Raw genomic sequence first — 12,795 nt, forward strand, 5'->3', positions numbered from 1 at the left:
GGGAGCCGGGCTTGCCCGCGATGCAGGCACCTCGGCGTGTCAGTTACACCGAGGTGATGCTATCGCAGGCAAGCCAGCTCCCACATTGAACCGGTTCCGATCCTTAAAACCGGCGCCTCAGATTCCCACCACTCAGCGACGTTCGATTGGCACGAACTTGCGCTGCTCAACGCCGATGTACTCGGCGCTCGGACGGATGATGCGGTTGTTGGCACGCTGCTCAAATACATGCGCGGCCCATCCTGTCAGCCGCGAGCAGACGAAAATCGGGGTGAACAGCTTGGTCGGGATGCCCATGAAGTGGTACGCCGAGGCATGGTAGAAGTCGGCGTTGGGGAACAGTTTTTTCTGCTCCCACATGGTCTTGTCGATGGCTTCGGAAACCGGGAACAACACGGTGTCGCCCACTTCGTCGGCGAGTTTTTTCGACCAGCCCTTGATCACTTCATTACGCGGGTCGCTGTCTTTATAGATCGCGTGGCCAAAGCCCATGATCTTGTCCTTGCGCGCCAGCATGCCGAGGGTGCCTTCCACCGCTTCCTGGGCGGACGAGAAACGCTCGATCATCTCCATCGCCGCTTCGTTGGCGCCGCCGTGCAGCGGGCCACGCAGGGAACCGATGGCGGCGGTGACGCAGGAATACAGGTCTGACAGGGTCGAGGCACACACGCGAGCAGTGAAGGTCGAGGCGTTGAACTCGTGCTCGGCGTAGAGGATCAGCGAGACGTTCATCACTTTGACGTGCAAGTCGCTCGGCTTCTTGTCGTGCAGCAGGTGCAGGAAATGGCCGCCGATGGACGGCTCGTCGGTCACGCAGTTGATGCGCTGGCCGTCGTGGCTGAAGCGGTACCAGTAGCACATGATCGCCGGGAACGCGGCCAGCAGGCGGTCGGTCACGTCGCGCTGCACGCTGAAGTCTTTCTCCGGCTCGATATTGCCCAGGAACGAGCAACCGGTGCGCATCACGTCCATCGGGTGGGCGTCGGCGGGGATGCGTTCCAGCACTTCTTTCAGCGCCTGGGGCAGGTCGCGCAGCTTGCCGAGTTTGGCGGTATAAGCGGCCAGTTCGGCCTGGGTCGGCAGCTCGCCGTACAGCAGCAGGTAGGCGACTTCTTCAAACTGCGCGTCCGCAGCCAGTTCGCGCACGTCGTAGCCGCGATAGGTCAAGCCGGCACCGGCCTGGCCCACGGTGGACAGTGCGGTTTGCCCGGCAACCTGGCCACGCAGGCCAGCTCCACTCAGTACTTTTGCTTCGGCCATGGTTATCTCCAATCTTGTCGTTATTAGGGGGGCGCCCGCCTTACTTCTTGGCGGCGAACAGCGCGTCGAGCTTTTGCTCGAAGGTGTGGTAGTCGATGCGATCGTAAAGCTCCATGCGGGTTTGCATGGTGTCGATCACGTTCTCCTGGGTGCCGTCGCGACGGATCGCGGTGTATACGTTCTCGGCGGCCTTGTTCATGGCGCGGAAGGCCGAGAGCGGGTACAGCACGATGGAAACATCCGCAGATTTCAACTGGTCGACGGTGTAGAGCGGCGTGGCACCAAACTCGGTGATGTTGGCCAGGATCGGCGCTTTCACGCGGGAGGCGAACAGCTTGTACATCTCCAGCTCCGTGATGGCTTCCGGGAACACCATGTCGGCACCGGCCTCGATGCAGGCGGCGGCGCGTTCCAGGGCGGATTCCAGGCCTTCGACGGCCAGCGCATCGGTACGGGCCATGATCACGAAGCTGTCATCGGTGCGCGCATCCACGGCGGCCTTGATGCGGTCGACCATTTCCTGTTGCGAGACGATTTCTTTGTTCGGGCGATGGCCGCAACGCTTGGCGCCCACCTGGTCTTCGATATGGATCGCCGCCGCGCCGAACTTGATCATCGACTTGACGGTGCGCGCCACGTTGAACGCCGAGGAGCCGAAACCGGTGTCCACGTCCACCAGCAGCGGCAGGTCGCACACGTCGGTGATGCGGCGCACGTCGGTCAGCACGTCATCCAGGCCGGTAATCCCCAGGTCCGGCACGCCGAGGGAGCCGGCAGCCACCCCGCCACCCGACAGGTAGATCGCCTTGAAGCCGGCGCGCTTGGCCAGCAGCGCGTGGTTGGCGTTGATCGCACCGACCACCTGCAAGGGATGCTCGCTGGCGACCGCGTCACGGAAACGCTGGCCGGGAGTAGTGTTGTTATTGGAACTCATGACTCACCTCGTGATTGGGGAGCGCCGTCCGGGAAGTGACGGGCAATGTTGCGTTTGGAAGCGCCGATATGCCGGCGCATCAACAACTCGGCCAGTTCACCGTCGCGATCGGCAATCGCGTCAAGAATGCGGTGATGCTCGGCAAAGGCCTGGCGTGGACGATTGGGGGTGGCGGAGAACTGGATGCGGTACATACGCACCAACTGGTACAGCTCGCCGCACAACATTTGGGTCAGGGTGCGGTTACCGGCGCCTTGAATTATCCGGTAATGAAAATCGAAGTCGCCTTCCTGCTGGTAGTAGCCGACACCGGCCTGGAAGGCGGCATCGCGCTCATGGGTGTGCAACACCTGGCGCAATTCTTCGATTTCAGCGTCGGTCATGCGCTCGGCCGCCAGGCGGCAGGCCATGCCTTCCAGGGACTCGCGGATTTCGTAGAGTTCGATCAGCTCTTCATGGCTCAAGGACACCACTCGCGCGCCCACATGGGGGATGCGCACCAGCAGGCGCTGGCCTTCCAGGCGGTGGATCGCCTCGCGCAGCGGGCCACGGCTGATGCCATAGGTGCGCGCCAGTTCCGGCTCGGAGATCTTGCTGCCCGGGGCGATTTCGCCCTTGACGATGGCGGCCTGGATACGCCGGAAGACGTTCTCGGACATGGTCTGGGAATCGTCTTGGGCCATCACTGGGGTTTCCAGTTGATCCAGCATATTGTCGACACCTTTAAAAGCAATGCCGCAAAAACTAGCCAATCAGCCCCTGATAGTCAAAGAATAAATACATATTGTCGACAATCGTCTAATAACCCGCCTTGCACCCTATCGGGGCATGGCCGGCTGCCAGCGCTGGCGCAAGAAAACCTTCATGTTAGAATGCCGGCCACTTTTGCCTCACATCCCTGGATGAAAAGGCGCACGAGGGAGCTTGCGCAGCAATGCCAGTCGCCTTGAATTGAACATCGCACTGCACCGCGTCAGGATTTATGAGACTCAAGCCCTTCCCCCTTTTGCTTTTAATGCTTGTACCGGGCCTTGGCGTTGCTGCCGAGAAGACCGTGTATGGCCTCAATGAATACGCCAAGTTGGCCGGCATTGACCTGGAAGTGGCCGCCAAACTCGACACCGGCGCCAAGACCGCATCGTTGAGCGCCCGCGACATCAAGCGTTTCAAGCGCAACGGCGAATCCTGGGTGCGCTTTTACCTGGCGATCGACACCGCCCATTCCCACCCCATCGAGCGTCCCCTGGCCCGCGTGAGCAAGATCAAGCGCCGCGCCGGTGACTACGACCCCGATGAAGACAAGAACTACACCGCCCGTCCAGTGATTGCCCTGGACATCTGCATGGGCACCGCTTTACGCAGCATCGAAGTGAACTTGACTGACCGCAGCGCCTTCCAATACCCGCTGCTGATCGGCTCCGAAGCGCTGAAACGCTTTGATGCGCTGGTCGACCCCAGTCTTAAATACGCGGCGGGCAAACCTGCCTGCGCCACCGACGCTCATACCGCTGAGTAATTTGAATGCGCTCTCTTAATCTGCACCTGAAAATCCTGATCGCCGTATTGGTGGTCCTGGGCATTTCGGTCACCGCCTATCAGATTTTCGTGCTGGGGATTCCCGTCACCGAGGACGCCACCGACGACCTGTGGAACATCGACGCCAAGGTCGAGTTCGTCGCCAGCGCCAAGGACCCGGTAAAAATCCAGATGTTCGTGCCGCCCCTGAGCCGCGACTTCGTCAGCCTGAATGAAAGCTTTATCTCGAATAACTACGGCGTGAGCGTCAACCGCCTCGACGGCAACCGCAAGGTCACCTGGTCGGCCCGCCGGGCCAAGGGCAACCAGACCCTCTACTACCGCCTGGTACTGACCAAGCGTTACAGCGGTGAAAAGGTCAAGGTCAAGGGCCCGACCTTCCGCGACAGCATCGCCGTCGAAGGCCCGGAAAAAATCGCCGCCGAAGCCCTGCTGGCGCCAATCCGCCAGCACTCGGCCGACGTCGAGACCTTTATCAGCGAAGCCATCAAGCGCACCAACAACCTCAACGACGACAATGTGAAGCTGCTGCTGGCGGGCGACCCGTCGACGCCGCACAAGGCCAAGATCGTCGAGTTGCTGCTGTCCATCGCCCACGTACCGGTGGAAAAGGTCCACACCATCCGCCTGGTGGCCGACCAGCCGCAAACCCCGGAACTCTGGCTGCGCAGCTTCAACGGCAATGACTGGTTGTACTTCAACCCCGACACCGGCGAACAAGGCCTGCCGGCCGACCGTCTGCTGTGGTGGACCGGCGATGAAAACCTGATCACTGTCGACGGTGGCAAGAAAGCCATGGTGACCTTCAGCCTCAACAACAGCGAAATGAACGCGATTCGCCTGGCCAAGCTGACGGACGAAAACACCGACGCCAACTTCCTCGAATACTCCCTGTACGGCCTGCCGCTGCAAACCCAGCAGACCTTCATGATCATGGTGATGATCCCGATTGGCGTGCTGGTGATCCTGATCCTGCGCAACCTGATCGGCCTGCAGACCCTCGGCACGTTTACTCCGGTACTGATTGCCCTGGCGTTCCGCGAGACACAGTTGGGCTTCGGGATTGTGCTGTTCACCATTATTACGGCGCTGGGGCTGTCGCTGCGGTCTTACCTGGAACACTTGAAACTGCAGATGCTGCCGAGGCTATCGGTGGTGCTGACCTTCGTGGTGGTGCTGATTGCGGCCATCAGCCTGTTCAGCCACAAGCTGGGCCTGGAGCGCGGGCTGTCGGTGGCGCTGTTCCCGATGGTGATTCTGACCATGACCATTGAACGCCTGTCGATCACCTGGGAAGAGCGCGGTGGCGGCCATGCGATGAAAGTCGCGATCGGCACGCTGTTCGCGGCGTCCCTGGCCCACATCATCATGAGCGTGCCGGAGCTGATCTACTTCGTGTTCACCTTCCCGGCGATCCTGTTGATCCTGGTGGGCTTCATGCTGGCCATGGGTCGCTATCGCGGCTACCGCCTGACCGAACTGGTGCGCTTCAAGGCGTTCCTCAAGGCTGACTCGTAATGTTCGGCTTCTGGAAGACCTGGAAGGCCCTCGAAGCGCGAGGGATCATGGGCATCAACCGGCGTAACGCCGACTACGTGCTCAAGTACAACAAGCGCAGCCTGTACCCGATCGTGGATGACAAGATCATCACCAAGGAACGGGCCATGGCGGCCGGCATCCATGTGCCGGAGATGTACGGGATCATTTCCACCGAAAAGGAAATCGACAAGCTCGACGAGATCATCGGCGGGCGCAGCGACTTCGTGATCAAGCCGGCCCAGGGCGCCGGCGGTGACGGCATCCTGGTGATTGCCGACCGTTTTGAAGGGCGCTATCGCACGGTCTCCGGCAAGATCATCAGCCATGAAGAGATCGAACATCAGATTTCCAGCATCCTCACCGGCCTGTATTCCCTCGGCGGCCACCGTGACCGGGCGCTGATCGAATACCGGGTGGTGCCCGACCAGATCTTCAAAAGCATCAGCTACGAAGGCGTGCCCGACATCCGCATCATTGTGCTGATGGGCTACCCGGTGATGGCCATGCTGCGCTTGCCCACCCGGCAGTCAGGCGGCAAGGCCAACCTGCACCAGGGCGCGATTGGCGTGGGTGTCGACCTCGCCACCGGCCTGACCCTGCGTGGCACCTGGCTGAACAACATCATCACCAAGCACCCCGACACCACCAACGCGGTGGACGGTGTGCAACTGCCCAACTGGGACGGTTTCATGAAGCTCGCGGCAGGCTGCTATGAGCTGTGCGGCCTGGGCTATATCGGCGTGGACATGGTGCTGGACCAGGAAAAAGGCCCATTGATCCTGGAGCTTAACGCCCGCCCGGGGCTGAATATCCAGATTGCCAACGACTGCGGACTGACCTTGCGCACCCACGCGGTGGAGGCCCGACTGGAAGAGCTGAAGGCCGCCGGTGTAACGGAAACGCCAGAAGAGCGGGTGAAGTTTGTGCAGGAAATGTTTGGGCATATTCCTGCGGTCGAGGGCTGAATCCAGTGAGCTGTTCCGTACACCCGCTGCCCTACCGGGCCAACCCTGCTGAGTACTTTGCAGCGATTCGCCATGCCCCCGGCGCAGTGCTGCTGGACAGCGGCCGACCGGCTGCCGACCGTGGCCGGTATGACCTGCTGAGCGCCTGGCCGGAGGCAACGCTGACGGTGCAACCCGACGAAAGCGGCAGCGATTTCCTGCAACGCCTACGGGAAAACCTGACGTTGCTGGGCGAAGCCAGCATTCCTGCGCCCTATGAGCTGCCATTCGCCGGTGGCCTGATCGGTTACCTGAGCTACGACTTCGGTCGTCATCTTGAACACTTGCCGCACTTGGCCGTGGACGACCTGCACCTGCCGGATGCGCGCTTTGGCCTGTACCCCTGGGCCCTGATCAGCGATCACCAGGCGCAGACCAGCCAACTGGTGTTCCACCCCAAACTGGCGGACAGCGAGCGGCAACGCCTGATCAACCTGTTCAGCCAGCCGGCCATGCACGCACCGGCACCCTTCAAGCTGCAAGGCCCAATGGCGCCGGACGTGACCGCCGAAACCTACAAGCAGGCCCTCGCCCGCATCCAGGACTACATCCAGGCCGGCGACTGCTACCAGGTCAACTTCGCCCAACGCTTCCGTGCACTGTGCAGTGGCGACCCGTGGGTGGCTTACTGCGCCCTGCGTGAAGCCTGCCCGACGCCGTTTTCCGGGTTTCAGAGCCTGCCGGATGATGGCGCGGTGTTGAGTTTGTCGCCGGAGCGCTTCGTCAAAATCAGCCAGCGCCAGGTAGAGACTCGCCCGATCAAGGGCACCCGGCCACGCGGTGCAACGCCTGCGGAAGATGCGGCCAACGCCGCCGAGCTGCTGGCCAGCCCCAAGGACCGAGCCGAGAACCTGATGATCGTCGACCTGCTGCGCAACGACCTGGGCCGCACCTGCCGTACCGGCTCGGTGAAGGTCCCGGAGTTGTTCAGCCTCGAGAGCTATCCGAATGTGCACCACCTGGTCAGCAGCGTGACCGGCGAACTGGCCGACGATAAAGACGCCCTCGACCTGATCGCCGGCAGCTTCCCCGGCGGGTCCATCACCGGCGCCCCGAAGATTCGCGCGATGCAGATCATCGACGAGCTGGAGCCGACCCGGCGCGGCTTGTACTGCGGGTCATTGGTGTACCTGGACGTGCGCGGTGAAATGGACAGCTCCATCGCCATTCGCAGCCTGCTGGTCAAGGATGGGCAGGTGTGCTGCTGGGGCGGCGGCGGGATCGTCGCGGACTCGCAATGGCAGGCGGAGTACCAGGAGTCGATGACCAAGGTGCGGGTTTTGTTGGAGACGCTGGAAGGCCTGTAGCGACTGGACAGGCCTCATCGCAGGCAAGCCAGCTCCCACATTTGAATGGGTTCACACATCAAAATGTGGGAGCTGGCTTGCCTGCGATGGGGCCGTCAGCCACGCCAAATAACTTACAGACTCAACTGTCGATTCGACGCCTTGATGAACTCTTTCTTCAAGTCCTCAAACGTATGCACCGCCGGGAACTGCGGGAACTCGCGGATCACGTTCTCCGGCGCGTGGAACAGAATCCCGCGGTCTGCCTCACCGAGCATGGTGGTGTCGTTGTAGGAATCACCGGCGGCAATCACCCGGTAGTACAGGGTCTTGAAGGCTAGTACCGACTGACGTTTGGGATCTTTCTGACGCAGTTGGTAGCTCACCACCCGGTCGTTCTCGTCAGTGATCAAGCGATGGCACAGCAAGGTCGGGAAGCCCAGTTGACGCATCAACGGTTGGGAGAACTCATAGAACGTGTCCGACAGGATCACCACCTGGAAGCGCTCGCGCAGCCAGTTGACGAACTCGATGGCGCCGTCCAGGGGCTTGAGGGTGGCGATCACTTCCTGGATGTCCGACAGTTTCAGCCCGTGCTCATCAAGAATGCGCAGGCGCTGTTTCATCAGCACGTCGTAATCGGGAATGTCCCGGGTCGTGGCCCGCAAGGATTCAATACCGGTTTTTTCGGCGAAGGCGATCCAGATTTCCGGGACCAGCACCCCTTCCAGGTCGAGACAGGCAATTTCCACAAGACACTCACATTTAAAGTTATTGAGTTGAGCGAGCAAAAGGACTGCCGAACTCTAGCGATTCACGCTGGCCGCCGCAACGCAGGCGGGATTTTGTTACCATCGCCCCCCTATAGAGCGCTCAGCGCCACTGACCTGTAGGAACCGTCCTGATGAACCAAGCCTTCGACGTCGCTGAACTCGCCGCGACTTACGCCAACAAATCCGCCCAGGACATTCTCAAGCTGGCGTTCAGCCAGTTTGGCGACGACCTGTGGATCTCTTTCAGCGGTGCCGAGGACGTGGTGCTGGTAGACATGGCCTGGAAGCTGAACAAGAACGTCAAGGTGTTCAGCCTCGACACTGGCCGCCTGCACCCGGAGACCTACCGGTTCATCGAGCAGGTGCGTGAGTTCTACAAGATCGACATCGAGCTGATCTCGCCCGACCAGAGCAAGCTGGAACCCTTCGTCAAGGAAAAGGGCCTGTTCAGCTTCTACAAGGACGGCCATGGCGAGTGCTGCGGCGTGCGCAAGATCGAACCGCTGCGCCGCAAGCTTTCCGGCGTGAGCGCCTGGGCCACCGGCCAGCGCCGCGACCAGAGCCCAGGCACCCGCAGCCAGGTGGCCGCGCTGGAAATCGACAGCGCCTTCTCCACACCGGAACGCACCCTGTACAAGTTCAACCCGCTGGCGCAAATGACCAGCGAAGAGATCTGGGGTTACATCCGCATGCTGGAGTTGCCGTACAACAGCCTGCACGAGCGCGGTTTTATCAGCATCGGCTGCGAGCCCTGCACCCGCCCGGTACTGCCGAACCAGCACGAACGCGAAGGCCGTTGGTGGTGGGAAGAAGCAACCCAGAAGGAATGCGGGTTGCACGCGGGAAACATCATCAGCAAGGCGTAACGCCAGATCCAGAATCCTGTACACAGAAATGTCACCATCGGTGCCATTTTTGTGTGCACTTATAAAATCCTGCACCGAAAAGTTACACCCTCCTGCGTAGCACCTCCGCTTAAATCCCGTCCCGTCCCCGCGCTGCAAAATAAATAGCTGTTCAATCGGTCAATTTATATCGCTTTAAATTCAGCTGTTTATTTCCAATCACTCTAAAAACCAAATCCTCCAACATTTTCCAAGGCGAAAATCTGGCACGCATGTGGCTTAAGGCAAAACACACTTTGTATACAATCAATAAAAAAGATACATACACTTTGACATCAGCCAACCGCCTGCTGATGTCCAGGAGCCTGCCGGAATGCGTACAAGTCTCTCCAATAACATCGCACTGGATCTGCCCTCCTCCACCCTGAACCCCGAGGCCGCGAGCCCCGGCCCGCTGGTACTCAGCCCGCGCCTGCACAACAAGGACCTTGCGCCTACCAAGGCCGAAGGTCGACGTTGGGGCCGCTACAGTATCTTTGCCCTGTGGACCAACGATGTGCACAACATCGCCAACTACTCCTTCGCCATTGGCCTGTATGCGCTGGGCCTGGGCGGCTGGCAGATTCTGCTGTCCCTGGGAATCGGCGCGGCGCTGGTGTACTTCTTCATGAACCTGTCCGGCTATATGGGGCAAAAGACCGGCGTGCCGTTTCCGGTGATCAGCCGCATCAGTTTCGGCATCCATGGCGCGCAGATTCCGGCGCTGATTCGCGCGGTGATCGCGATCGCCTGGTTCGGGATTCAGACCTACCTCGCCTCGGTGGTTTTCCGCGTGCTGTTGACGGCAGTTCATCCAGGTTTTGCCGACTACGACCACAACTCAATCCTCGGCTTGTCGAGCCTCGGCTGGGCGTGTTTCGTGGCGATCTGGTTTGTGCAGCTGGCCATCCTCGCCTATGGCATGGAGATGGTACGTCGCTATGAAGCGTTCGCCGGGCCGGTGATTTTGCTGACCGTGGCATCCCTGGCCGGCTGGATGTACTTTCAGGCGGGCGGCCAGATCGCCTGGTCGATCCGCGAGCCGCTGAGCGGTGGCGAAATGTGGCGCAATATCTTCGCCGGCGGCGCGCTGTGGCTGGCGATCTACGGCACGCTGATCCTGAATTTCTGCGACTTCGCCCGCTCTTCGCCGTGCCGCAAGACCATCAAGGTCGGCAACTTCTGGGGCCTGCCGGTGAATATCCTGGTGTTCGCCGCCATCACCGTGCTGCTGTGTGGCGGGCAGTTCCACCTCAATGGCCGGGTGATCGAGAGCCCCACGGAAATCATCGCGGCAATTCCAAACACCTTCTTCCTGGTGCTGGGTTGCCTGGCGTTCCTGATCGTGACCGTGGCGGTGAACATCATGGCCAACTTCGTCGCACCAGCCTTTGTGCTGAGCAACCTGGCGCCCAAGTACCTGAACTTCCGCCGCGCCGGGCTGATCAGCGCCACCGTGGCGGTGCTGATCCTGCCGTGGAACCTCTACAACAGCCCGTTGGTGATCGTGTATTTCCTCTCGGGCCTGGGCGCGCTGTTGGGGCCGTTGTACGGCGTGATCATGGTCGACTACTGGCTGATCCGCAAAAGCCAGGTGGATGTTCCGCAGCTGTATAGCGAAGACCCGAATGGCGCTTATTACTACAGCCGCGGCGTCAATCTGCGCGCGGTGGCGGCGTTTATTCCTGCGGCGGTGATCGCCATTCTCCTCGCGCTGCTGCCCGGTTTTGCCCACGTGTCGCCCTTCTCCTGGCTGATTGGCGCCGGTATTGCAGGGCTGCTGTACCTGCTGCTTGCCAAACGCCAGCCGTATTACGCCGATGTGAGCGGCGAAAGCATTGCAGTCGATAACGTCAGTCATTAAGTAAGGACATTCCATGCGCATCCTTGTGGTCAACGTCAACACCACCGAATCCATCACCGAGGCCATCGCCAAACAGGCGCGGGCGGTGGCGTCCCCGGGCACCGAGATCGTCGGGCTGACGCCGTTTTTTGGTGCCGAATCGGTGGAGGGCAACTTTGAAAGCTACCTGGCGGCCATCGCCGTGATGGACCGGGTGATGGCCTACGACCAGCCATTCGACGCGGTGATCCAGGCCGGGTACGGCGAGCATGGCCGCGAAGGGTTGCAGGAGTTGCTCAATGTACCGGTGGTGGACATCACCGAAGCGGCCGCCAGCACTGCGATGTTCCTCGGCCACGCCTATTCGGTGGTGACCACCCTGGACCGCACCGTGCCGCTGATCGAGGACCGGCTGAAGCTGGCGGGCTTGTATCAGCGTTGCGCATCGGTACGTGCCAGCGGCATGGCGGTGCTGGAACTGGAAGAAGACCCGTTGCGCGCCATGGAGGCCATCGTGCGCCAGGCGGAATTGGCGATCAGCGAAGACAAGGCCGAAGTGATCTGCCTGGGCTGCGGCGGCATGGCCGGGTTGGATGAACAGATTCGCTACCGCACCAAGGTTCCGGTGGTGGACGGCGTGACGGCGGCAGTGACAATTGCCGAAGGATTGGTGCGGCTGGGCCTGTCGACCTCGAAGATCCGCACGTATGCGACGCCGAGGCCGAAGAAAGTGATCGGCTGGCCGGGGCGTTCCTAGATCGCACTGAACCGTTGCCCCAGCTCGCGCTCGACAAACTGCTCGAGGATGAAATCCACAAACGCCCGGGTCTTGCCGGGCAGCAGTTTGTGTTCGGCGTAGTACAACGAGATATTGCCGTCGTCGACGTACCAGTCGGGCAGCACCCGTACCAGTTGGCCGCTGTCCAGATACGGTACCGCCATCGGCATGCTGACCAGCGCAATCCCCAGGCCCTGGGCGCTGGCGCAGCAGGCGGCGCCGGAGTCACTCATGGTCATGCGCGGCCTGAGCACCAACGGGCGTTGTTCGCGCGTACGGTGGGTGAGTTGCCAGGAACGTATGCGCCCGGTTTGCGGTGAGCGGATCAGGATGCCGTTGCAGAGCGACAAGTCCTCGGGCGCGATCACCGGCTTGCGTGTGGCGAGGTATGCCGGCGAAGCCAGCAGGATCCGGTGCGCCGGTGCCAGCTTGCGCGCGACCACGCCTTGGGGCAGTTCAAAACCACCGCCGATCGCCGCATCGAAGCCTTGTCCGATCAGGTCCACCTGGCGGTTATCGAAATGCCAGTCGGGGTTGATGTCAGGAAAACGCTTTAAAAACTCCCCCAGCAACGGCACCACATAACAGTTGCCGAACACCGTGCCCATGCTCACTTTCAGCGTGCCCACCGGCCGGCCTTCGGCGCTGGCCAGGTTGGCCACGGCATTTTGAATGGTGGTGAGGCTGCCACTGACTTCCTCCAGGAACAGTTTGCCGGCTTCCGTCAGGGTCAGGCGCCGGGTGCTACGCTGGAACAGCCGTACACCGAGGCGCGCCTCCAGCTTGGCCACACTTTTGCCCACCGCCGCCGGGGTCAGGCTCAGGTGCCGGGCGGCCTCGGCAAAGCTGCCGCCTTCGGCGCTGCGCACGAAGCATTCGATACTGCCAAAGCTTTCCATATCGCCCCACTCTAAACTTTTGGTTTACACAGACTATAGCAATCACGGTCTACCGGGCG

General features: G+C 61.0%; 12 protein-coding genes. 7 read left to right on the forward strand and 5 right to left on the reverse strand.

The features are described from left to right. Positions 1-132: 132 nt before the first annotated feature. From prpC to MUM_RS0128505, 3 genes are read right to left on the reverse strand one after another with little or no spacing between them, the layout of a single operon-like run. Complete coding sequence (gene prpC, locus MUM_RS0128495; protein ID WP_010176436.1) at positions 133-1,260, reverse strand: bifunctional 2-methylcitrate synthase/citrate synthase; 1,128 nt, start codon at positions 1,258-1,260, stop codon at positions 133-135. 40 nt (positions 1,261-1,300) lie between these two features. After that, positions 1,301-2,194 carry a methylisocitrate lyase gene (prpB, locus tag MUM_RS0128500; RefSeq protein ID WP_010176437.1) on the reverse strand — a complete coding sequence of 298 codons (894 nt, stop codon included), beginning with the start codon at positions 2,192-2,194 and terminating at the stop codon, positions 1,301-1,303. Beyond that, on the reverse strand, positions 2,191-2,904 hold the full coding sequence (locus MUM_RS0128505) for a GntR family transcriptional regulator (protein WP_008432676.1): 714 nt from the start codon (positions 2,902-2,904) through the stop codon (positions 2,191-2,193). The genes prpB and MUM_RS0128505 overlap by 4 nt, the downstream gene beginning before the upstream one ends. Before the next feature lie 272 nt (positions 2,905-3,176). Here MUM_RS0128505 and rloA point away from each other — a divergent pair, with 272 nt between their 5' ends. Genes rloA through pabB form a run of 4 tightly spaced genes read left to right on the forward strand, consistent with a single transcriptional unit; the run spans position 3,177 to position 7,580 of the window. Further along, positions 3,177-3,710, forward strand: a complete 534-nt coding sequence (gene rloA / locus MUM_RS0128510; RefSeq protein WP_029616141.1) for a retropepsin-like aspartic peptidase RloA — start codon at positions 3,177-3,179, stop codon at positions 3,708-3,710. Between the two features lie 5 nt (positions 3,711-3,715). Next, on the forward strand, positions 3,716-5,248 hold the full coding sequence (gene rloB / locus MUM_RS0128515; protein WP_003214971.1) for an osmotic stress tolerance membrane protein RloB: 1,533 nt from the start codon (positions 3,716-3,718) through the stop codon (positions 5,246-5,248). Then, on the forward strand, positions 5,248-6,234 hold the full coding sequence (locus MUM_RS0128520; RefSeq protein ID WP_010176439.1) for an alpha-L-glutamate ligase-like protein: 987 nt from the start codon (positions 5,248-5,250) through the stop codon (positions 6,232-6,234). Before rloB ends, MUM_RS0128520 begins: the two co-directional genes overlap by 1 nt. A 5-nt stretch (positions 6,235-6,239) precedes the next feature. After that, positions 6,240-7,580: an aminodeoxychorismate synthase component I gene (pabB, locus tag MUM_RS0128525; protein WP_010176440.1), complete on the forward strand. Its 1,341-nt coding sequence runs from the start codon at positions 6,240-6,242 to the stop codon at positions 7,578-7,580. Between the two features lie 113 nt (positions 7,581-7,693). On the opposite strand, the gene thrH is transcribed toward pabB, so the two are convergent. Beyond that, positions 7,694-8,311 (reverse strand): bifunctional phosphoserine phosphatase/homoserine phosphotransferase ThrH, encoded by a 618-nt coding sequence (gene thrH, locus MUM_RS0128530; protein WP_010176441.1) that lies wholly within the window; start codon positions 8,309-8,311, stop codon positions 7,694-7,696. Positions 8,312-8,463: 152 nt separating this feature from the next. On the opposite strand from thrH, the gene MUM_RS0128535 reads away from it, so the two are divergent. The 3 genes from MUM_RS0128535 to MUM_RS0128545 all read left to right on the forward strand — a co-directional run bounded on the left by MUM_RS0128535 (position 8,464) and on the right by MUM_RS0128545 (position 11,816). After that, a complete protein-coding gene (locus MUM_RS0128535; RefSeq protein WP_010176442.1) occupies positions 8,464-9,198 on the forward strand; it encodes a phosphoadenylyl-sulfate reductase in 735 nt (244 codons plus the stop codon). Between the two features lie 352 nt (positions 9,199-9,550). Further along, entirely contained in the window at positions 9,551-11,080 is a 1,530-nt protein-coding gene (locus MUM_RS0128540) for an NCS1 family nucleobase:cation symporter-1 (protein WP_010176443.1), read from the forward strand. A gap of 13 nt (positions 11,081-11,093) precedes the next feature. Next, positions 11,094-11,816: an aspartate/glutamate racemase family protein gene (locus MUM_RS0128545; protein ID WP_010176444.1), complete on the forward strand. Its 723-nt coding sequence runs from the start codon at positions 11,094-11,096 to the stop codon at positions 11,814-11,816. Here the strand turns inward: MUM_RS0128545 and MUM_RS0128550 are convergent. Then, positions 11,813-12,736, reverse strand: a complete 924-nt coding sequence (locus MUM_RS0128550) for a LysR family transcriptional regulator (protein WP_010176445.1) — start codon at positions 12,734-12,736, stop codon at positions 11,813-11,815. The two genes, MUM_RS0128545 and MUM_RS0128550, sit on opposite strands and share 4 nt — an antisense overlap. Positions 12,737-12,795 lie beyond the last annotated feature (59 nt).

This window comes from Pseudomonas sp. PAMC 25886 (assembly GCF_000242655.1).
Lineage (GTDB): Bacteria > Pseudomonadota > Gammaproteobacteria > Pseudomonadales > Pseudomonadaceae > Aquipseudomonas.